This is a genomic window from Selenobaculum gibii (assembly GCF_030273445.1).
GTDB lineage: Bacteria > Bacillota > Negativicutes > ICN-92133 > ICN-92133 > Selenobaculum > Selenobaculum gibii.
Map to the genome: position 1 here is coordinate 1,767,132 of NZ_CP120678.1, position 22,215 is coordinate 1,789,346.

The 22,215-nt window shown below is 36.9% G+C and carries 17 protein-coding genes and 1 other annotated feature; of the genes, 2 read left to right on the top strand and 15 right to left on the bottom strand.

Features of this window, described 5'->3' with window-relative positions; all coding sequences use genetic code 11:
- Nucleotides 1-37 precede the first annotated feature (37 nt).
- The 8 genes from P3F81_RS08395 to ilvN form a co-directional block, all read right to left on the bottom strand.
- Complete coding sequence (locus P3F81_RS08395; RefSeq protein ID WP_147669750.1) at nucleotides 38-511, bottom strand: hypothetical protein; 474 nt, start codon at nucleotides 509-511, stop codon at nucleotides 38-40.
- Between the two features lie 106 nt (nucleotides 512-617).
- Nucleotides 618-2,279, bottom strand: a complete 1,662-nt coding sequence (gene ilvB / locus P3F81_RS08400; protein WP_147669749.1) for a biosynthetic-type acetolactate synthase large subunit — start codon at nucleotides 2,277-2,279, stop codon at nucleotides 618-620.
- 21 nt (nucleotides 2,280-2,300) lie between these two features.
- Nucleotides 2,301-3,365, bottom strand: coding sequence for a 3-isopropylmalate dehydrogenase (gene leuB, locus P3F81_RS08405; RefSeq protein WP_147669748.1), 1,065 nt, complete (start codon nucleotides 3,363-3,365; stop codon nucleotides 2,301-2,303).
- Between the two features lies 1 nt (nucleotide 3,366).
- Entirely contained in the window at nucleotides 3,367-3,855 is a 489-nt protein-coding gene (locus P3F81_RS08410; protein ID WP_147669747.1) for a 3-isopropylmalate dehydratase small subunit, read from the bottom strand.
- 1 nt (nucleotide 3,856) lies between these two features.
- Nucleotides 3,857-5,116 carry a 3-isopropylmalate dehydratase large subunit gene (gene leuC, locus P3F81_RS08415; RefSeq protein ID WP_147669746.1) on the bottom strand — a complete coding sequence of 420 codons (1,260 nt, stop codon included), beginning with the start codon at nucleotides 5,114-5,116 and terminating at the stop codon, nucleotides 3,857-3,859.
- Nucleotides 5,117-5,178: 62 nt separating this feature from the next.
- Nucleotides 5,179-6,732 (bottom strand): 2-isopropylmalate synthase, encoded by a 1,554-nt coding sequence (locus P3F81_RS08420; protein ID WP_147669745.1) that lies wholly within the window; start codon nucleotides 6,730-6,732, stop codon nucleotides 5,179-5,181.
- A gap of 122 nt (nucleotides 6,733-6,854) precedes the next feature.
- The gene (gene ilvC, locus P3F81_RS08425) at nucleotides 6,855-7,865 is read right to left on the bottom strand and encodes a ketol-acid reductoisomerase (protein WP_147669744.1); all 1,011 of its coding nucleotides are present in this window, start codon (nucleotides 7,863-7,865) and stop codon (nucleotides 6,855-6,857) included.
- Between the two features lie 55 nt (nucleotides 7,866-7,920).
- Nucleotides 7,921-8,457 carry an acetolactate synthase small subunit gene (gene ilvN, locus P3F81_RS08430; RefSeq protein WP_147669743.1) on the bottom strand — a complete coding sequence of 179 codons (537 nt, stop codon included), beginning with the start codon at nucleotides 8,455-8,457 and terminating at the stop codon, nucleotides 7,921-7,923.
- 61 nt (nucleotides 8,458-8,518) lie between these two features.
- Nucleotides 8,519-8,738 (bottom strand) — a binding site (T-box leader).
- 259 nt (nucleotides 8,739-8,997) lie between these two features.
- Between ilvN and P3F81_RS08435 the strand changes: the two genes are divergently transcribed.
- Complete coding sequence (locus tag P3F81_RS08435; RefSeq protein WP_147669742.1) at nucleotides 8,998-9,270, top strand: hypothetical protein; 273 nt, start codon at nucleotides 8,998-9,000, stop codon at nucleotides 9,268-9,270.
- 45 nt (nucleotides 9,271-9,315) lie between these two features.
- Here P3F81_RS08435 and P3F81_RS08440 read toward each other — a convergent pair whose 3' ends face one another.
- The 5 genes from P3F81_RS08440 to P3F81_RS08460 all read right to left on the bottom strand — a co-directional run bounded on the left by P3F81_RS08440 (nucleotide 9,316) and on the right by P3F81_RS08460 (nucleotide 16,855).
- On the bottom strand, nucleotides 9,316-10,458 hold the full coding sequence (locus P3F81_RS08440; RefSeq protein WP_147669741.1) for a pilus assembly PilX N-terminal domain-containing protein: 1,143 nt from the start codon (nucleotides 10,456-10,458) through the stop codon (nucleotides 9,316-9,318).
- Between the two features lie 65 nt (nucleotides 10,459-10,523).
- The gene (locus tag P3F81_RS08445; RefSeq protein WP_147669740.1) at nucleotides 10,524-11,012 is read right to left on the bottom strand and encodes a PilW family protein; all 489 of its coding nucleotides are present in this window, start codon (nucleotides 11,010-11,012) and stop codon (nucleotides 10,524-10,526) included.
- Nucleotides 11,009-11,371 (bottom strand): type IV pilus modification PilV family protein, encoded by a 363-nt coding sequence (locus P3F81_RS08450; RefSeq protein ID WP_147669739.1) that lies wholly within the window; start codon nucleotides 11,369-11,371, stop codon nucleotides 11,009-11,011. The genes P3F81_RS08445 and P3F81_RS08450 overlap by 4 nt, the downstream gene beginning before the upstream one ends.
- Before the next feature lie 195 nt (nucleotides 11,372-11,566).
- Complete coding sequence (gene nifJ / locus P3F81_RS08455) at nucleotides 11,567-15,079, bottom strand: pyruvate:ferredoxin (flavodoxin) oxidoreductase (RefSeq protein ID WP_147669738.1); 3,513 nt, start codon at nucleotides 15,077-15,079, stop codon at nucleotides 11,567-11,569.
- Nucleotides 15,080-15,475: 396 nt separating this feature from the next.
- Nucleotides 15,476-16,855: an amino acid permease gene (locus tag P3F81_RS08460; protein WP_147669737.1), complete on the bottom strand. Its 1,380-nt coding sequence runs from the start codon at nucleotides 16,853-16,855 to the stop codon at nucleotides 15,476-15,478.
- A 255-nt stretch (nucleotides 16,856-17,110) separates the two neighbouring features.
- On the opposite strand from P3F81_RS08460, the gene P3F81_RS08465 reads away from it, so the two are divergent.
- Nucleotides 17,111-17,794 (top strand): YetF domain-containing protein, encoded by a 684-nt coding sequence (locus tag P3F81_RS08465; protein ID WP_147669736.1) that lies wholly within the window; start codon nucleotides 17,111-17,113, stop codon nucleotides 17,792-17,794.
- A gap of 7 nt (nucleotides 17,795-17,801) precedes the next feature.
- On the opposite strand, the gene P3F81_RS08470 is transcribed toward P3F81_RS08465, so the two are convergent.
- Together P3F81_RS08470 and P3F81_RS08475 are read right to left on the bottom strand one after the other, a co-directional pair.
- Entirely contained in the window at nucleotides 17,802-20,906 is a 3,105-nt protein-coding gene (locus P3F81_RS08470) for an efflux RND transporter permease subunit (protein ID WP_147669735.1), read from the bottom strand.
- Nucleotides 20,903-22,156, bottom strand: coding sequence for an efflux RND transporter periplasmic adaptor subunit (locus P3F81_RS08475; RefSeq protein WP_147669734.1), 1,254 nt, complete (start codon nucleotides 22,154-22,156; stop codon nucleotides 20,903-20,905). Before P3F81_RS08475 ends, P3F81_RS08470 begins: the two co-directional genes overlap by 4 nt.
- Between the last annotated feature and the right edge of the window lie 59 nt (nucleotides 22,157-22,215).

Consider the following 22,215-nt stretch of genomic DNA (forward strand, 5'->3'; position numbering starts at 1 on the left):
ATTTATTCTAACTTTTGTATACACTATACAATTTTCATTATTTCCCATAATCGAAGTTCAGATTAGCTTTTTCATCGCCCAATGGCTTGTCTTTCAAAGGACTTTTGGTTAACATTGGCACTAAACTTTCAGCCTCTTTTTTGGCTTTTTTAAAGATAGCATTATATTTATTTGAAAAAGAAGGCATACCATCTTTAATCCACTCATGTGCCACTTTCCCAATTGCATAAGTAGTGCAAATTCCTATTGGTATTTGCAATGGAGGAAAAGGGAAAACCGTAGTTAAAGTCTGACCTGCAAATACGCCTCCTAAAGCACCAAAAAACGCCCCTGCTGCACTTTTATCTAGCTTGTATCCATATAAATCAGCAATTTTTTTTATCATATAAAATTCATTTGCCATGAGACTTAAACTCCCTACTAGCGGTAAAACAACAATTGCACCGGCTCTAGCAGCACCCCAGCGGCATAAACTCTCAACTTCTTGTTCAATATCTAAAAATTCATTCATTCTCACGCCTCCTCTCAAAGCCTTCTTAATATATTATAACGTATAAATATCATAAAAAATACTATAGAACCAAAAGGTTCTACAGTATTTACAAATATATATTATATTACAAATCCACAAATTGATTAATCGCCGCTCCAGCTTTTGCCATTGGACTTACATATTCTTTTATCACATTGACAACAATAACCTGCGGCGTATTATTTTGTAATGCATGTTTAAATGCTAAACAAAATTCCTGATTTGTATTTACAGCTACACTTTCTATACCAAAGCTTCTTGCATAGGCAGCAAAATCCATTTCTTTTTCTAGCAAGCATGAAGCATAACGATCTTGGTAGAAAACATGTTGTAACTGCCGTATCATTCCTAAGCTACTGTTATTTATGATGATTGAAATAATCGGTAGATTCTGTGCTGCAATGGTATAGTATTCACTCCCTGTCATTTTTATCCCGCCATCACCAGCAATATGAATAATCCGTTTCTCCTTTTTTGCCAGCTGGGCCCCCATTGCTGCTGGCAACCCAAACCCCATTGTTCCTAGTCCACCCGAAGAAATCCAACTGCGAGGTTGATTTAACCTAAGATGTTGCGCAGCCCACATTTGATGCTGTCCCACATCTGTAACAAAAACAGTATCCAAATTTTCCGTTTGCTCTGCAAGAGTTCTCATTACCCAAGGTACATTTAAATAGGTATCATCATATACAAATTGATATTTTTCTCTCCATTGAAAAATCATCTTCCACCACTCATTATGATTTTCAATTATATCCATATCCGTAAGCATCATAAGTATAGCCTTCATATCTCCAGCTAAGCCAATACTGCTCATTACATTTTTGTCTATTTCTGCCGGATCAATATCAATATGTATAACATTCGTTCCTTTAATATATTTTTCACGATTTCCAGTAAGACGATCACTAAACCGGCTGCCTACCGCTATAATAACATCCGCTTCATACACAGCATTGTTTGCAGTTTCCAAGCCATGCAGCCCTGTCATTCCAAGAAATTGCTCATGATTGCTTGGAAATGCGCCTAGTCCCATTAATGTTGTTACTACTGGAAAATGGTGTCTTTCGGCAAAAGCCAATAATTCTTCACTTGCTCCTGCTGAAATTACACCACCGCCGGCAACAATCAATGGTTTTTTTGCCTGATTTAAGACTTCAGTTACCTGCATCATCAAATCTTCTATATCGTCTTTTCGTTTCCATTCTGGCATAATTGTCGTTGGAATAGGATCGAAATTTACTTCTTGATAAAAAATATCACGTGGAATATCAACGAGAACAGGACCTGGTCTGCCTGAACTTGCTACTTTAAAAGCTAATCTTATCATCTGCATTAACTTATTTATATCTTTGACTTGAAAATTGTGCTTCGTTACAGGCATAGTCACACCAATAATATCGACCTCTTGAAAAGCATCACGCCCTAATAGTGAAGTTGGCACTTGCCCCGTAATCGCAACAACTGGAATCGAATCCATAAATGCAGTCGCTAAACCCGTAACAAGATTTGTCGCTCCAGGCCCAGAAGTTGCAATGCAGACACCAACTTTCCCACTCGCTCTGGCATACCCATCTGCCGCATGCGCAGCACCTTGCTCATGCGCAGTTAATACATGATGAATTTTATTTTCATCATATAATGCATCATAAAGAGGTAATACCATGCCGCCTGGATAACCAAAGACGGTATCCACACCTTGTTCTAATAAACATTGTACTATCGCCTCAGCTCCTGTAACCAGCATGATGATTCCCCCTTAAATTTATTAAATACGTTCGGCAATTCGCGCCGCCATCTCTTCTGTTGTTACCTTTTTAAAACCATCTCTATATAAATCAGCTGTCCGGTAACCATCTTTTAATACTTTTTCTACAGCTTCTTCAACGCAAACTGCGGCATTTTCTTCATTTAAAGAATAACGGAGCAGCATTGCCGCTGATAAAATCGTACCAATTGGATTTGCAATACCAAGCCCAGTAATATCCGGTGCCGAACCATGAATTGGTTCGTAAAGGCTCGTGCATTCGCCGATGCTCGCCGATGGCATCATGCCAATTGAACCGCCGAGTACTGCGGCTTCATCACTTAAAATATCACCAAATAAATTTCCAGTAACGATAACGTCAAAATTTTTCGGTTTTAATGCCAATTGCATTGCACAGTTATCCACATACATATTTGATAGTTCGATATCTTTATATTCTTCAGCAACTTTCGCCGCGGTTCTACGCCATAATCTAGAAGAAGCTAATACATTCGCTTTGTCTACCGATACAACTTTTCCCTGGCGTTTTTGTGCGGTCTCGCAAGCGAGACGTACAATACGATCAACTTCAGATACACTATAGTTTTCTAAATCCCATGCACGTTCTACCCCATTAACAATTTCAGATTCACATTTCTCACCAAAATAAATTCCACCAATTAACTCGCGAACAATTACAATGTCCGTACCACTTACGATTTCTTCCTTTAGCGGTGAATATTCACAAAGTGAATCTGGCACTTTTACCGGGCGTAAATTTGCATATAAGCCAAGTTCTTTACGCAATCCTAAGATTGCCTTTTCTGGTCGTAATGAAGGATCAACATTATCCCATTTATCTCCGCCCACTGCACCAAATAATACCCCATCAGATGCCTTAGCAGCATCAATTGTACTTTGCGGCAATGGAGTACCATATAAATCATATGCAGTTCCGCCTGCATGATGCGTTTCAAATGTTAATTTAAGATTACACTTTTCAGCAACTTTTTTCAAGACCAAAACTGCTGCAGTCGTGATTTCTTCCCCAATTCCGTCTCCTGGTATAACAACAATCTTTGCCATATTAGTAATTCTCCTTTACGTAATTTACTAAACCGCCAGCTTTTGCAATATCTTGAATAAAGCCTGGTAGTGGCTGAGAATTACAAACAATCCCTGTATTTAAATTTTCAATGGTACCCGCATTTAAATCAATACGAATTTTATCACCTGCATTAAAATTCTTTACAGCTTCGCCAATTTCTAATAACGGCAAACCGATATTAATTCCATTGCGATAAAAAATTCTGGCAAAGCTATCAGCAATGACCACAGGCACACCAGACGCTTTAATCGCTACCGGAGCATGCTCACGTGATGAACCACAACCAAAGTTTTTATCTGCAATAATAATATCGCCTTTTTGTACTCTCTGGGCAAATGTCGAATCAATATCTTCCATGCAATGCATTGCTAATTCTTTTGGATCTGCTGTATTTAAATAACGTGCAGGAATAATTACATCCGTATCTACATTATCACCATAACGCCACACTTTTCCTTCTAATATCATCTTACTTTACCTCCTCTGGAACTGCAATTTTACCTAAAATAGCACTTGCTGCCGCAACATAAGGCCCTGCCAAATACACTTCACTATCTACATGCCCCATACGTCCACGGAAATTACGATTTGTCGTAGATACACAACGTTCGCCTGCCGCTAAAATCCCCATATATCCACCAAGACAAGGACCGCAAGTTGGTGTGCTGACAATCGCACCAGCTTCAATAAACGTCTCAATATAGCCTTTTTTCATTGCATCAAGATACACCTGCTGACTACCAGGAATAATAATTGCCCGTACATCTTTATGCACTTTATGCCCTTTCAATACACTAGCTGCTTGTTCCATATCTTCTAAACGACCATTCGTACAAGAGCCAATAACAACCTGATTAATTTTAATGTCTTCTAATTCCGTAACCACTTTTACATTCTCAGGTAAATGAGGTAGAGCAACTACAGGTTTTAAATCATCTAAATGAATCGTTACCGTGCGTTCATATTCAGCATCTTCATCAGCGCATACACAAGCATAAGATTTTTTTACTCTGCCTGTAATATAATCCATCGTTACTTGATCTACAGGGAAAATTCCATTCTTCGCCCCTGCTTCAATTGCCATATTTGCTATTGTTAAACGATCCGTCATCGTAAGACTGGCCACCCCTGCGCCTGCAAACTCTAACGATTGATAGCGTGCACCATCCACACCAATCCTGCCAATCAAAGTTAAAATGACATCTTTCCCTGTAACGCCTTGTGCTAATTTTCCTGTTAATTCAACTTTGATTGCCGATGGAACCTTAAACCAAGTTTCACCTGTCGCCATTGCCGCACCCATATCAGTTGAACCAACACCGGTAGCAAATGCACCAACTGCGCCATAGGTGCAAGTATGTGAATCTGCACCAATAATTAAATCTCCCGGTGCAACTAAGCCTTTTTCCGGTAAAATTACATGTTCAATTCCCATTTGCCCCACTTCAAAATAATGAACAATTTCATGCTGACGCGCAAAATCACGTACGATTTTTGCCATTTCAGCAGATTTTATATCTTTATTCGGTGTAAAATGATCAGGCACCAATGCAATTTTCGTTTTATCAAATACGGGCTTACCAATCTTGTTAAACTCTTTAATTGCTGGTGGTGTTGTAATATCATTCCCTAACACCAAATCCAATTTACATTTAATCAATTGTCCTGGTACCACTTTATCTAGCCCAGCATGTTTGGCAAAAATCTTTTCTGTCATATTCATTCCCATGCAAAAATCCTCCTCCAAGTTACCACATAATAACTTCACTTTATTTATTCAATAGCTAGCCCCTAATTCATTTGTTCTGCTTCATTTAATAGCGGCAGTTTAAAACTCCCATTCGACCCAACTTGTTTATTGATTGCATTTACGTATGCTTTTGCGGTTGCTTCCAGTACATCAGTACTAAGTCCGCGCCCACTATAAACAATGCCGGCCTCTTCAAGCCAAACAGTCGCTTCCCCCAATGCATCCTGCCCAGACGTAACAGCCTTTAGTTGATAATCCTTTAAAGAAAACTCTCTGCCAATTGCTTTTTTTATCGCCTTAAATAATGCATCTACTGGCCCGTCACCACAACTCGCTTCCTCCAAGACATCACCATTCATCTTTTCTAACCGAACTGAACCTGTTGCAATCGTAGCACTCCCACTTAAAATACTGTGAGAAAGCAAACGATAATGTTCCTGAATTTGTTGTTTTTTTGAATTAATTAACGCTTCAATATCACGATCGTAAACAAGTTTTTTCCGCTTTGCCAATTCTCTAAATTGTACATATAACTGGTTAACCACATCTGCACTTAATTCATAGCCAAGGTGCGCTACTCGTTCTTCAAACATCTGTCTTCCCGATAATTTATTAAGAACCATCGTATTGCGGCTGATTCCGATTGATTCAGGCCGCATAATTTCAAAGGTCGGCGCATGATTTGATACACTATGTTGATGACCTCCCGCCACATGAATAAACGCATTATCTCCAACAATTGCTTTATTCGGCGACACCATAATTCCACTTAATGTACTTACCAATCTAGATGCACGATAAATTTGCCGAGTATCAATATTCGTCGATTTCTTGTAATATTCATAACGAGTTGCCAACGCCATAACGATTTCTTCCAAGCTGGCATTGCCAGCTCTCTCGCCCAACCCATTTATCGTACACTCCACCTGCGTTGCTCCATAGATAACCCCAGCCAAAGAATTCGCTGTTGCCATTCCTAAATCATTATGACAATGTACACCAATTGTTACTTTATCTATATCATGAACATGCTCTTTCACATACTTCACTAAATGTCCAAATTCATCTGGTGTAGCATATCCTACAGTATCAGCAATATTAATTGTCGTCGCACCAGCTGCAATTACACCATTAAAAACCTGACAAAGAAAATCCCAATCAGAACGTGAAGCATCCTCAGCCGTAAATTCTACATCATCAATAAATTGTTTCGCATAACGTACAGCTTCTTGCGCATGTGCCATAACTTGCGCTCGCGACATTTTCAATTTATGCGCTAATTGAATATCACTCGTCGCTAAAAAAGTATGAATTCTCACGTTCTCATTTTTTCCTAGCGCCTGCTTTGCAATATCAATATCTTTTTGATTTGCCCGTACCAATGCCGAAACAATTGAAGTGGAAATTGTTTGACTAATCTTTTCTACTGCATGGTAATCACTCTTGGAAGCAACAGGAAAACCCGCTTCGATGATATCAACTTTCATCTTTGCCAAAGCTTCAGCGATTTCAACTTTCTCATGAGTTTCAAAACAGACGCCTGATGTTTGTGCCCCATCGCGCAAAGTTGTATCAAATATTTTGATTTTTCCCATCTTCTCCGCCTCCTTCATCCTTAGAAATCCTATTATAAAAGGGGATGCTGCTCAGCAACATCCCCTCTCTTTCACGCAGAGTCTTAATTTATGGACTCGCCTTTATCTAGCTTTCTATTCAATTAGTTATTAATTAATTTATCCTCGCCATTCCAGCTGTACAATTTACGCAAATCCTTACCAATTTCTTCCGATGGATGAAGCACTGCATTTTTGCGCATTGCATTAAATTGTGGACAACCTACTTCGTTTTCAACTAACCAATTTTTCGCAAAAGTACCATCTTGGATATCGGATAGAACTTTTTTCATTGCTTTTTTCGTATCTTCAGTAACGATTTTTGGTCCAGTAATATAGTCACCATATTCGGCTGTATTAGAAATGGAATATCTCATACCTTCAAAACCACTTTGATAAATAAGATCAACGATTAATTTCATTTCATGGATACATTCAAAGTATGCATTTCTAGGATCATAACCAGCTTCAACTAATGTTTCAAAACCAGCTTGCATAAGCGCACAGACACCACCACAAAGTACAGCTTGCTCACCGAAAAGGTCAGTTTCTGTTTCAGTTCTAAAATCAGTTTCAAGAACACCAGCTCTAGCACCACCAATTGCTGCGGCATAAGCAAGTGCCATTTGAAGAGCATTCCCTGTTGCATCTTGATGTACAGCAACTAAGCTTGGAACACCTTTACCAGCTTGGTATTCGCTTCTTACCGTGTGTCCAGGGCCTTTAGGAGCAATCATCGTTACATCTACATCTTTTGGCGCTACAATTTGACCAAAATGAATTGCAAAACCATGTGCAAACATTAACATATTTCCGGGTTTTAAGTTTGGCTCAATAGACTCTTTATACATTTTTGCTTGTTTTTCATCATTGATAAGAATCATAATGACATCAGCAAGTTTTGCAGCCTCGGCTGCTGTATATACTTTAAAACCTTGCGCTTCGGCTTTTGCCCAAGATTTGCTTCCTTCATATAAACCGATAATAACATTACAACCGGATTCCTTTGCATTTAATGCATGCGCATGACCTTGGCTACCATAACCAATTACAGCGATTGTTTTCCCTTTCAATAAAGATAAGTCACAATCTTGTTGATAATAAATTTTCGCCATTTTAACTCCTCCTAAAATTAAATAAAATAGAGATTAATTATTACTTGAAAATAAATTATAATACATCCTCACCATAATAATCTCTTTCTTCTCGTTGTTGATAAATCGTATGATCACCCCGTTCAAGTCCAATGAGACCTGTACGAATTGTCTCAAGAATACCATACGGTGATAACAGCCTTGTAAAAGCATCTATTTTCTCATCATCGCCAGTAATCTCAAAAATAAGTGTTGCCTTCTGCACATCTACTACTTTTGCCCTAAAAATTTCAGCAATTTTTAAAATGTCTAAGCGATTGCTTTCCTCCGCTTTGACTTTAAGCAGTGTCATTCCTCTATATACAGCTGAATCAGCTTCTAAAAGCTGCACAGCAACGACTTCCAAAAGTTTTTCTAGCTGCTTTACCATTTGTGATATTACAGCTTTATCACCATGAATAACGACTGTCATCCGAGAATACTCTGGTGATTGAGTTACACCAACAGATAAACTGTCAATATTAAATTCTCTGCGAGAAAACATACTAGCCACACGAACTAATACGCCGGGCTGATTTTGTACCAAGACGGATACAATATGTCGCTTACTCACCGCTTTCCCCTCCTAAAATAATCAAATAAAAACCGCCCCTACTGACAGAATCTACTCCATCAATAGGGGCGGATAAAATCCGCGGTACCACCCTACATTATACTTATATCGCCCGTAACCAGGCTCCCCTCTAACGTTGGGTTAACGTTTCCGCCTAACTCAAGAAGTTTCAGCAGAAAAGCTCACAGGCGAAGTCAGATTATACTTCCATACCGATTCACAGCAACCATCGGCTCTCTGAAATGTTCTTGTAAAACCCTTTACCTCTTCATCGCTTTTGCTTATTCATTTTACATCAAGTTAAATTAAAAATCAATATGTAAACTTGTAAATTTAAATCAAATTTGTATACATTATTGCAGTATTTTTAAACTTTGTCAAGGATTTTTTGTAAAGTCCGTATTTTTAGTAAAGATTTTTTGCAACAAAAATCTCTATTTTAAAAAACATACACAACAAATAATGTCACGTATTCTTTCATTGAAAAAACAAATAATAATGTCGTTCCCAAAATTCAAGATAAAAAAGGAGGCTTTTTCTATGAAAACAAACAAAAATAAAACTGCAGACAGCAAAAAGAAATATGGTACAATGACTGCTTCAGCGGATGCAAACAACGATTATACTAGCTCAACTGGCAGTAATTCAGCTACAAGCTCTATTACTTCAGAAAGCATGAGTGAATACGGTACAATGACTGCCTTAGAAGATAGCAATAAAGATTATAAGAAGAATTCACAAAGCAGTCAAAAAAGCTCTACCCCAAATCAAGGTTCTTTAACCTCTTCTTATGATTCAAACCAACAATCTTAATTATTACGAATGACGGGAGGATGCCAGTTTTGGCATCCTCCTTACTTATTCAAACCGTTTATTGCTAAGTACAAAGCTCCGTCCCGTTCCATTTTCATCAGAGAAATCAGATGGTTTTTCATAATTAATCGTTGAATTAACGACAAAAAGCTCCGCTCTTATATATATAATGCCTGTCAATACTGAATTAGAAATACCTTCAGGATATTTTGGCGTTTTATATTCAGAAAATGATATCCACCTTCCATGAATATCATTTTGTCCCTTTGCCCCCGTCATGCTTAACGCTTCACCTGAAACAATAAGACAATCTTTTGCTACGACAGCCTTTCCACTAGTATCTGGCGATAAGTCTACTCTTCCGTCTACAATAATCCTACAATTGCGAATATTCGCAGCTTCACCGATAAATAAATTTCCCTCTATCATAAGTATCTGATTGGCAATCGTATTGTTAATTACAAAAGTAGATTGCGTATGATCCATCACTCTTCCATTTTCCTTATTTACATAGATGCCATTTTCATATATATATTGTTTTTTTATTTCCTCTTTTGTTATCACCTTTGTAGATAATGAATTAAAATATTTTTCTTTAAACTGATTATATGTACCAAATGGCCAGTTTTTTTTCTCTTTTTCATAATTATAAATTTCACCCTTAATTTTACTTTCTCTGTTAGTTACCGCTCCATTTTCCGAATAAATCACATACTTATCGAATTCATCAAAAGGTATTCCAGAATCCTCTACCTTAAGGTCAGCAACGAGCACCTTTTTTGCCGAATTCACTCTTCCGATTGACTTAATTTTATAATTGCCCGCTGGAAGTTGTTCATTATTAGCAGGGATAAACGGTTCATATTGATTCTCTCCAACTAATTTTTCAATTTCCACTGTATAAGTTTCTTGACAACTCTCGTTTGCCACACCACCATTACGAAAATCCTGTAAAGTCTGAAGCCAAGACCAGTTTGCCATTTTGGCTTTTTTATCTTCTAATGCTAAAAACGTAATGCCTGCTTCTGCCGCATATTTTGCTTCGCTAGCATCCCGCGCCACGACTCCAGCCTTCACTTCCATATTAGAGAAACCAAATATACCACCTAAAAGAATACTCAATGCCATTAATACCAATAAACCGAAAATTACAGTACTCCCATTTTGATTTTCTTTTAATGCAAACACTTCATCACCAGCCTAGCAAAAATTTCTGATTGGCAAACTTCCATTTACTATCCATACAAATGCAGTTAATTAAGCATCGTTATAACTTCTTTCATTATTTTACTTTGATTTTTATATACAACATGTACCGTAAATTCTATTTGCTGATGATTTCTCCTATAAAAAGTTATTGACTTCAGACCTTCAATATGAAAACTTTTATTATCTATATTCGATTCAAGACGCAATTCATCTTGATTATTCTCATTTTGATATAACGCATAAAGCTGACCACCCTTTTGGTATTGCAATCGAGAAACTGCCACGGGTTCTTTTTCCTCTGCAATTGGGCTGCTAATAATTTCAGCTGCTTCTATCTCGTTTTTTGCAATTGCTAATACTGCTCGACCACTTTGTAAAGCCGTATCCCGTTCAATTGAGCTTTCATAAACTTGATAAGCAGATGAAAAAATTTGTGACATTCCTGCAAAAATGATAGCAAATAATGCAATACCAATGCATAATTCAATTAGTGTAAAACCTCTTTCCGACATATCTTTCATTCGCTTTATCATCCTTCTTCCCCATCATGATAACTCGTCAGCTGCACTTGCCCGACTTTATTCATATCATTCCACTTTACCGTAATATCGATTCTTTGTAGATTCCCGGTAATTGTCGTAGGTTCTATTAATACCTTATATTGTTTTCCTTCTGCTGATGGCACTTGTTTTTCCACTTTACTTAAAATTCCTTTTGTTAAACGAACATATCCTACTTGTTCACGTGCAATAGAGAGTGCCGATTGATAATTCTCAGCATAATTTACCCGATAAGGAATCGTATTATATGCGCCAATAATAGCTACTAAAGCAATACTTAAAATGACAATACCAATAATAACGTCAATTAAAATCCAGCCTTTTTGATGCATTATTCATGCCTCCCATTTTATACGATTCTCTAAAATATTTCATTCATAATTTAGAAAATTATGATTATATCTCTCTATATTTACCTATATATTATATTTTTTCCTTATAGTAAACAAGTCCTAACTTTTCTAAAATACATAAAAAAATCCTGTAGAGGCATAGATTTAAAAATCTAACTTCTACAGGAATTTTTATTATTTACCAGCTAATCTTTCATAGTTTTCACGACGTTCCTTCGCATCCTGTTCGGTTTTTGCAAATAACTTTTCTGCAATATCAGGATATTGTTTTTGCAATGCAGTATAACGAACTTCGCCTTCAAGGAATTCTTTAAAGTTTGCTGTAGGTGCTTTAGAATCTAAAATAAACGGATTCTTGTCTTGATCTTTTAATAACGGATTATAACGATACATTGACCAGTATCCTGCATCTACCGCACGCTTAGTTTCGAAATGACTGGATCCCATCCCTAGTTTTATTCCATGACTAATGCATGGTGCATACGCAATAATTAAAGATGGTCCCGGATATGCTTCTGCTTCTGCAATCGCTTTTAATGTTTGATTTTTATCCGCCCCCAACGCAACTTGTGCAACATAAATATAACCATAGCTCATTGCCATCATCCCGAGATCTTTCTTTCGCGTCATTTTCCCCTTCGCTGCAAATTGTGCGGTTGCTGCCGCTGGCGTTGATTTCGAGGATTGCCCACCTGTATTTGAATACACTTCCGTATCAAATACCAAGACGTTAACATCCTCTCCTGATGCCAATACATGATCTAATCCACCAAAACCAATATCATAAGCCCAGCCATCGCCACCAAAGATCCATTGCGAACGTTTTACTAAGAAATGTTTATTATCATAGATTTTATTTAATAATCTGTCATCACCTTTTTCTTTTTCTAAAATCGCAACTACAGCCTCAGCACGATCACGTGTTCCTGCACCTTCATTCATCTTATCCAGCCATTCTGTCAAAGCAGCTTTCAATTCTGGACTAATTGCTTCATTTAATACTGATTTTACATTTTCCGCAATCCCTTCACGAATCGCATTCACTCCAAGCAACATCCCTAAGCCAAATTCCGCATTGTCTTCAAATAATGAATTCGCCCATGCTGGTCCTTGCCCTTTATGATTTGTTGTATATGGAATAGATGGTGCACTCGCTCCCCAAATAGAAGAACACCCCGTTGCATTCGCAACCATCATGCGATCACCAAATAATTGTGTAACCAGTTTGGCATATGGGGTTTCTCCACACCCAGCGCAAGCTCCGGAAAATTCCAATAAAGGTTTTTCAAACTGGCTTCCTTTTACCGTCATTTTATTTATAGGATTTGGTTTAGGGGATACATTCATTGCATATTCCCAATTTGTATTTTCTTTATGAATCTGCGTTGCAAGAGGTTTCATTACCAATGCTTTTTCTTTCGCTGGACATACTTGTGCACAATTTCCACATCCTGTACAGTCATAGGGAGAAATCGCCATCGTATATTTCAAGCCTTTAGCTCCAACAGCATCTTTTAACCTCATCTCTTTAGGTGCGTTTGCCGCCTCTTCTTCATTAAGTAAAGCCGGACGAATCGTTGCATGCGGACAAACATAAGAACATTGATTGCATTGGATACAATTTTCAACAATCCATTCTGGAACTTTAATTGCAGCTCCACGTTTTTCATATGCAGATGTTCCAAGCGGGAAAGTACCATCTTCCATACCCTGAAATGCACTAACTGGTAAATTGTCACCTTCTTGACGATTCATTGGCTCAAGAATATTTTTAACGAAATCAGGAATATTTCTTCGCTTCATTTCTGGAATTTTTATATCAGCCCAGCTATCCGGCACTTCTACTTTAACTAAACTGTCAATTCCACGATCAATCGCCGCACAGTTCATATTGACAACTTTTTCTCCTTTATTTCCATAGGAAGTAATAACGGCATCTTTCAAATGCTTTACTGCCATATCAATCGGAATAATATTAGCCAATTTAAAGAAAGCCGATTGCATAATCATATTAAAACGTCCACCCAACCCAATTTCCTGGGCAATACCAACTGCATTTACTGTATAAAAATTAATTTTATTTTTAGCAATATACTGTTTCATTGCTAACGGTAGATTTTGCTCTAATTCTTCTCTAGACCAACTGGTATTCAATAAAAATGCTCCATTTGGTTTAAGCCCAGCCAATAAATCATATTTATCTACATAGGCTTGTTGTGAACAAGAAATAAAACCTGCTTTATGAATTAAATAAGGCGATTTTATTGGGGATTTTCCAAAACGAAGATGCGAGATCGTAATCCCACCAGATTTTTTAGAATCATAAGCAAAATATGCTTGTGCATACAAATCGGTATTATCACCAATGATTTTGATTGCACTTTTATTAGCACCAACTGTACCATCAGAACCCATTCCCCAAAACTTACATGCCGCGGTTCCTTCTGGAGTAGTATCAATATCATGTTCTGGCAATGGTAAAGACGTAAACGTTACATCATCTACTATTCCCACTGTGAAATTATCCTTTGGTTTTTCTTGTTTCAAATTTTCATAAATTGAAACAATATGACTAGGCGTAATATCTTTGCCACCTAATGCATAACGTCCGCCAATAATCATCGGACGCATATCAGTATTATAAAATGCATTTTTTACATCTAAATACAGTGGTTCTGCCAAGGCTCCAGGTTCTTTTGTTCTATCAAGAACGGCTACCCGTTTTACTGATTTCGGTAAGTATTTAAAGAAATGTTCAATAGAGAAGGGACGATATAAATGGACATTTAGTAGTCCGACTTTTTCTCCTTTTTCCCTTAAATAATCAACAGTTTCTTCAATCGCTTCACAAACTGATCCCATTGCAATAATAATATTTTCTGCGTCTTTTGCTCCATAGTAGTTGAATAAATGATAATCTTTACCTGTAATTGCATTGATTTTTTCCATATATTCTTCAACAATCTCTGGAAGTGCATTATAAAATTTATTTACAGATTCACGTTCTTGAAAGTAAATATCTGGATTTTGTGCTGTTCCACGCAAAACTGGATGATCTGGATTTAATGCTGATTTTCTAAATGCTTCAACAGCATCCATATCAAGAAGTTTTCCCAGCTCGTTATACTCAAGCACCTCAATTTTTTGAATTTCATGTGAAGTTCTGAAACCATCAAAGAAATTAATAAACGGTACTCTCCCTTTAATCGCGGCTAAATGCGCAACTGCACTTAAATCCATAACTTCCTGTACACTGCTTTCGGCAAGCATTGCACAACCAGTTTGCCTAGCTGCCATTACATCTTGATGATCACCAAATATATTTAAGGAATTTGCCGCAATAGCTCTAGCACTAACATGAAATACTGCTGGTAGTAATTCCCCTGCGATTTTATACATATTGGGAATCATTAGCAATAAACCTTGCGATGCTGTATAAGTAGTTGTAAGTGCACCCGCTTGTAATGAACCATGAACTGCTCCTGCTGCTCCTGCTTCTGACTGTAATTCAATCACTTTTACTGTTTGCCCGAAGATATTTTTCTTTCCTTTTGCAGCCATTTCATCGGCATACTCTGCCATTGGCGATGATGGAGTAATTGGGTAAATCGCCGCAACATCAGTAAAAGCATAAGAAATATACCCCGCAGCAGCATTACCATCCATCGTTTTCATTTTTCTTCCCATAATAAATCCCCCTTATCATCCCTGTAATATAATCAATAAAAATTTACAACACTTCACTAAATTAGAAAATTACCTTTATATGAAATATAGTAACGCTTTAAATAGAAAAATATTCAAAGGTTACTATAATACATAAGCAAATTATTTTATTTTTATATCCATTTAGTGTATTTTTATTCTTTTTCTTCTTATTTTTATTCGTCAGTTACTCCTTTATTATTGATATTATACAATGATGAAAGTAAAAAGTAAATATATACCGCTTAATCATATTATTATAATCTATAATAAAGCTGTTATTTATAAATAAAATTTATTATACTATCAATAAGAGAAGCAAAAATCTTTTTTACAAAAGCTTTTTGCTTCTCTTATACTTATAAAAAAGAATAGCTTTTATTTATGATTTAATCCGCTATGTGAATAACCATACACAAAATAAATAATTGTACCTAATATACTCCATGCAATAAATCTAACCCATGTCATAAATGCCAAATTCAACATAACATAAGCACATGATATGACTGCGCAAGCTGCAATCACATAAACTGCCGGGCATTTAAAAGGTCTCTCTGCATCAGGATATTTTTTTCTCATCACAACAACCCCAATTGAGGCGATAATAAATGCGAATAATGTTCCACTACTACACATTTCAGCAACTAAATGAATTGGTGTAAATCCACTAATCAATGCAACACCTAAGCCAACTAAAATTGTAATGATATGAGGTGTTCCAAAGCGCGGATGAATTGTACAAAGCCATTCAGGAATGAGACCATCACGTGAAATTGCATAAAATGCCCGTGTTTGCGCATACATCATAACCAATAAAACAGTCGTAAGACCTGCTAATGCACCCGTCCCCACAATCGCTGAACCAAAATGATAACCAAGTTGCCTTAAAACGAAAGTAACCGGTTCTGCTGTATCAAGTAATTCATAATGGACAACCCCCGTCATAACACCTGACACCAAAATATATAGCAGCGTACAAATTATCAAGGACCCAATAATACCAATTGGCATATCCCTCTTAGGATTTTTTGTTTCTTCTGCTGCTGTTGCGACAGAATCAAATCCTAAATAGGCGAAAAAAATAACTGCTGCCCCTGCTGAAACACCAGCAAAACCAAATGGCATAAATGGTTGCCAATTTGTTACATCTACTCTAGGACCTGCAAGAAATAAAAATAAGAAAATCGCACCAAATTTTACAGCTACTAAAATTTTATTTGCCGTAGTACTTTCTCTAATTCCTAAAACTAATAAATAAGTCATCAACAAAGTAATAATAATCGCTGGTAAATTCACTATTCCGCCATCGGCCGGAACTGCAGTAATTGCTAAAGGGATATCAATGCCAGCCGATTTTATCAATCCAACAAAATAAGCAGACCATCCACCAGCTACAGCACTAGCACCCACAGAATATTCTAAAATTAAATTCCATCCAACTAGCCAAGCGAGAAATTCTCCCATTGAAGCATATGTATATGTATAAGCACTACCAGAAACCGGAACCATTGAAGCTAACTCTGCATATGCCAAACTTACAAATGCACAAGTGACACTCGCAATTACAAAAGATAGCATTAGAGCTGGACCCGCATATTGTGCCGCCGCTACACCAGTTAAAACAAAAATCCCCGTTCCAATAATAATCCCCACGCCTAGCATAATAACATCAAACGCGCCAAGCGTCCTTCTTAACGATGTATTGGAAGCTTCCTGAGATAAAACTTCCATACTTTTTTTCCGAAAAATATTCATTTAGACACTCCTTTATCAAGTGAGACTTGATTCTCCTTTTAAAATTCTAGAATTTTAAAGAGGTTGGTCATCAAATCAAGCCCCCTGTAAGCATGCATATTATTATATCACATTTTGTTTATTATTTTACGTAAAAATTTAAAAAAGCACACATAGTATAAACCGATTTTACAAACAATAAACAAAATCTTTAAATATCATTTTTCCTAAAAAATTAGCAACCTATTTTAAATTATATCATTGAGGAGTGTATAAATGGAATTTCATGAAGTATTACGCGATACGTGGCAAACAGCCCTCGTTTTTCTCAGCTTACTTGTCTTCACAAGATTTCTTGGTAAAACACAAGTTGGACAACTTACTTTTTATGAATATATCAGTGGCATCACGATTGGCTCTATTGCTGGTAATATCATTGCTGCCGAACAAGAAAAATTCATTCCCCATTTTTACGATCTAATTCTATTTGTCGCCTTAACTTATCTTCTTTCAGTAACTACAATAAAAAACAGGTATCTTCGTCATATTATTGAAGGGTCAGCAACAATTATTATTGAAAATGGAAAAATACTGCGCGACAATATGAAGTCTCTGCGTTATGACTTAGATGAATTAAATGCTCAATTACGCCAACAGGGGATTTTAGACATTAGCGAAGTACAGTTTGCAATCTTTGAAACTACAGGCGAGTTAAGTATAATAAAAAAAGTCCAAGACCAACCTGTAAGCAAAAAAGATTTAAACATCACACCACAAGAAATTCAAATGCCTATTGAGTTGATCATGGACGGTGAAATTATTCATAAAAATCTAGTAAAACAACAGATATCAAGAGAATGGCTAGATGCACAACTTCAAAACCAAAATATTATTAGCCCACATGAGGTAATGTACGCAGGTTTAGATTCACAAGGACAATTTTTTTTAATAAAAAAATAGAATTTTGCTAAGAAAAAATTTTCTTATACCATTGATTAATTTTTGCGCCAAGCTGAATTTTTTCAAAAAATAAGAAGATAATTGGTATAACAAGCAAAGTAAATATAGTTGAAGATAATAGACCTCCGATAATTACCCATGCCATACTTACGCGAGTTTCAGATCCTTCTGTCATCGCTAAAGCTGTCGGCATCATGCCAACGACCATCGTAAGCGTTGTCATAAAAATAGGTTTTAATCTTACCTTACCAGCCTCAATAATCGCATCGTATGCATTCATTCCTCGATCCATAAGCGTCAAGGTATAGTCTAGTAATAAAGTACCATTTTTCGCTACCAATCCATCCATCACTAAAATTCCAATTAACGAATACAGATTGATTGAATTATTTGTTATCAGCAAAAATAACAATGACCCAATCATGCCAAGTGGCAAAGAAAACATCCGAATAAATGGGGTAAGTACAGATTCATACAGAACAGCTAATAACATATAAACGAGAATCAGTGATAAAAATAAAGCTTGCAGCATTTCAGTAAAGGTATCCATCATACGATCAGCTGCACCTTTAAATTTATAGGAAATACTTTTATCTAGATTTGCCCTATCCAGCGCCTGCTTTACTTCTGTCATCAATTCATTTAGCGTGCGATCGCCTGGATTCACGCTGATATTAATTGCACGTTGTTTATCTACACGCCGAATTGTAACCGGACCAACACCTTCTTCAATTTTTGCAATATCCCCCAAAAAGATCGCTCTGCCACTGGAGTAAATCGGTATTCTCTCGATATCAGAGCGTTTAAACCCGTCACTGCCCTTAAAACGAACATTAATATCTGTATCTTTATCATTATTATGTGCATCATTGGCAATTACACCTGCACCTTTTCCTGCAATCGCCGATGCAAAGGCCTTCTCCACATCGCCAATTGAAGTATTGTAATAATTCAATTTTTCTCGATCAAGTGTTAGCTGCATTTCTGGCATTCCTTCCGTATAGGAACTGCGCACATCTTTTACACCCGAAATATTTGCGAAAAGATCCTGCACTTGATATGAAGTATTTACCAACGCATCTAAATTATTACTATACAATTCGACTTGTAAAGAGTTCCCGCTCCCACCTCTACTGCCACCACTGGATACCCCAGCAATGGATGACTGCGTTTCCGTTACCCTTACCGTTGCATCCGTAACCTCTGTTTTGCAGAATGTTCTTACTTCATCAGCAATTTCCCAAATACTGCTCGACCGCTCTTTACGGTCAACTGTTTGCACCATAATTCTCCCACTGTTTGCCGTTTTTCCACCAATGCGCGATAAATAATGCTTTACTTCCGGTATTTGTTCTACACAATTTTCAATTCGCGCAATTACCATATCGGTCTGTTCAACCGTTGCACCTACTGGTAATTCTACATTGATTTCAAAACTACTTTCATCAGTTTTTGGCATATATTCTGCACCAATAATGCCTAAGGGAAATAAACTCATTGCTAAAACAAAGAGAAATAATGCCCCCGTTAAAATTTTTTTTGCATGAGATAAGCTCCACTTTAAAATTCTTTCATATTTTGCTACGGCTGATTCTTCTAACCAGTCCATCCATCGCCAAACTTTCCCTACAGGCATTTTTATGCCATTTGGGAAAAATCTTGATGCTAGCATTGGCGTGAGCGTATAAGAAACAAACAGAGAAAATAACGTAGCAAAAACGATCGTCAAAGCAAATTGCCTAAAAAACTGTCCTGTCATTCCAGTCATAAAGGCAATTGGCAAAAATACTACAACATCGCAAAGTGTAATTGCGATTGCCGCCATGCCAATCTCAGTTCTTCCTTCTTCAGCTGCAAGCTTACTCTCTTTCCCCATATTCATGTGCCGATAAATATTTTCAAGTACAACGATAGAATCGTCAACCAATATCCCTACACATAAAGCCATCCCCATCAATGACATCATATTAAAGGTAAAACCAGCGATATACATAACAAAAAAAGTAGAGATAAGCGACGTTGGTATTGCAAGCATAACAGTAAGTGTTGAACGCCAGCCACGTAAGAATAAGAATAATACTAGCCCAGTTGTACATAAACCTTCAATTAGCGTCATCAATGTATTGTTCAACGAATTTCGCACATATTCTGCCGAATTCGTTACAACAATAAATTTATATTTAGGATATTCCGCCTCTAATTCGGAAACTTTTTTTAACACTTCATCCGCAGTCGCTACAATATTCGCATCGCTATTTTTATAAATCGCCAAAGAAATTGCGTCCTGCCCATTGACTCTTCCATATCGGTCGGCACGGGCATCTTGTGCTTTAATATTTGCTACAGCTGTGATTGGAATATTCTGCCCTAAATTATTTGCAACTTTTATTTTTTCAATTTCAGCAGCATCCTGATATTGCGCAGTTACCCGGATATCCGTCTTTCGTGTATCTGTATATACGGAACCAGACGGCATAAGTTCATTTTCCGAATTAATTTTATTGATAATTTGATCTAAAGACAAATGATAAAATGCCATTTTATCCTTATCAATATCAATTGAAACCTCTTTAGCACGCCCGCCATATATTTCAATTTCTGCTACACCCGAAGCTTGCTGAATCCGCTCTTGAAATGTATTACTCACCATTGAATACATATCACTTAATGAGTCGTCAGATAAAACCGCGAGTTCAATCACTGGAGAGTCATTCATATCCCGTTTCATTACCACAGGTTCCTTTACTTCATCCGGTAAACGACCTCGGATTGCATTTACTTTTTTCGTCGCTTCAATGGAGGAGTAGTCTGCATTTGCTGAAAAATCCAGCTCTAAAAAAATTCGAGCATTCCCCGACGATGCCTCTGCCGTCATATGTTTTAAATCTGGAACGGAAGATAAAGCATCCTCAAGCGGTTTTATTACTTGCTGTTCCACAGATTCAACACTTGCACCTGGATAATCTACCGAAACTGTAACATATGGAGTATTTAATGACGGTAAAAGTTCCACACCAATTCGATAATAACTAAACAAGCCTAATACTATGAAAAAAAGCACAATCATTGTTATGCCAATAGGCCTTTGAATAGAAAATCGCGTTAAATTCATGATGGATCCACCTGCGATTCTTGACTGATTGCATTGATAGACATATTATTTTTCAATCTTGCCAAATTGCTGATCGCAATGATATCCCCTTCTACAACGCCACTTAAAATTTCAATTTCTTCGTCATTTCTAAGACCTGTAGTAACTTCTTTCTCTTGTGTTTTGTTGTTCTCATCCACTAAGAAAATATATTCTTTACCATTTCGCTGCATCAATGATTCTTTCGGAATCGTTAACGTTTGCTTGCGCTGTAAACTATAGAGGTCAGTACGAGCAAACATACCACTTAGCACTTGTGCATCTATATTTTTCAATTCAATTCTTACTATATAATGTTTAGTTGCAACGTCCGCAGCTGGACTGACATAAATAACGTCACCATGATATGTATTGCCTAAAGCTTCAATATTGATATCGACAGGCAAACCAACTTTAACTGCTGCAATATCCATTTCAGAAAGTTCACAATCCACATAAATCTTACTATTATCCACCAAAGATAATACTTTTTGCCCAGCCTGTGCAATCGCACCTACTTCAGCATTTCGATATCCAATCACGCCATCACGTGGCGCATACAATATTAAATCATCGCGTTGTTTCGCTAGCATTGCTTCACCTTTTTGTGATTTCTCCCAAGCCGCAAGCTTTGATTCTACACTCGCAGGAGTTTCTTCTGCCATGCGTTGATTAAGCAATGTATCTAAAGCTGATTTACTATCAATCATTTTCTGCGATACTTTCTCTAGTTCTTCTTTTGAAATTGCCCCTTGATCATATAACGTCGCATATCGTTCATAATTCGTTTTATCATGCTGATAATTTGCATTCACTTTATCATACAACGCTTGATAAGTTGCCACTGCTTCTTGTGCGTCAGCTTCAGCCTGACGACTTGCCGCATTATTTTGTAAAATAGATAAATCTAAATCGCCAGTATCTTGAACCAGTAATACATCTCCTTTATGTACTACTTGCCCTAAACTCACACGCACATCTTTTATTCGCCCCGTATATTTAGGAGCAATATCAATATTCGCCTCAGCAATAGTTTCTCCATATAACGAAATCCTTCTCATCATATCTTTTCTCTGCACAGTATAAGTGAGAACTTCTGGCTTGACTACCTCTCTATTTTTTTGAACCTCATTACGGTTCAATAAAAAATGAAAACCGCTCAATATTACACACGTTAAAATTAAGATAATTACCAACTTTTTTTTGTCAAGCTTAGACAAATCATATCTCACTCTATTCACCCCATGAAATCCCAAAATTTAAATTAAACATATCACAAAACCGTGACAAA

Bases quoted from the DNA above. Each gene is read 5' to 3' on its own strand.
- P3F81_RS08395 (WP_147669750.1), bottom strand. From the start codon at position 511: ATGAATGAATTTTTAGATATTGAACAAGAAGTTGAGAGTTTATGCCGC.
- ilvB (WP_147669749.1), bottom strand. From the start codon at position 2,279: ATGCTGGTTACAGGAGCTGAGGCGATAGTACAATGTTTATTAGAACAA.
- leuB (WP_147669748.1), bottom strand. From the start codon at position 3,365: ATGGCAAAGATTGTTGTTATACCAGGAGACGGAATTGGGGAAGAAATC.
- P3F81_RS08410 (WP_147669747.1), bottom strand. From the start codon at position 3,855: ATGATATTAGAAGGAAAAGTGTGGCGTTATGGTGATAATGTAGATACG.
- leuC (WP_147669746.1), bottom strand. From the start codon at position 5,116: ATGGGAATGAATATGACAGAAAAGATTTTTGCCAAACATGCTGGGCTA.
- P3F81_RS08420 (WP_147669745.1), bottom strand. From the start codon at position 6,732: ATGGGAAAAATCAAAATATTTGATACAACTTTGCGCGATGGGGCACAA.
- ilvC (WP_147669744.1), bottom strand. From the start codon at position 7,865: ATGGCGAAAATTTATTATCAACAAGATTGTGACTTATCTTTATTGAAA.
- P3F81_RS08435 (WP_147669742.1), top strand. From the start codon at position 8,998: ATGAAAACAAACAAAAATAAAACTGCAGACAGCAAAAAGAAATATGGT.
- P3F81_RS08445 (WP_147669740.1), bottom strand. From the start codon at position 11,012: ATGATAAAGCGAATGAAAGATATGTCGGAAAGAGGTTTTACACTAATT.
- P3F81_RS08450 (WP_147669739.1), bottom strand. From the start codon at position 11,371: ATGCATCAAAAAGGCTGGATTTTAATTGACGTTATTATTGGTATTGTC.
- nifJ (WP_147669738.1), bottom strand. From the start codon at position 15,079: ATGGGAAGAAAAATGAAAACGATGGATGGTAATGCTGCTGCGGGGTAT.
- P3F81_RS08460 (WP_147669737.1), bottom strand. From the start codon at position 16,855: ATGAATATTTTTCGGAAAAAAAGTATGGAAGTTTTATCTCAGGAAGCT.
- P3F81_RS08465 (WP_147669736.1), top strand. From the start codon at position 17,111: ATGGAATTTCATGAAGTATTACGCGATACGTGGCAAACAGCCCTCGTT.
- P3F81_RS08470 (WP_147669735.1), bottom strand. From the start codon at position 20,906: ATGAATTTAACGCGATTTTCTATTCAAAGGCCTATTGGCATAACAATG.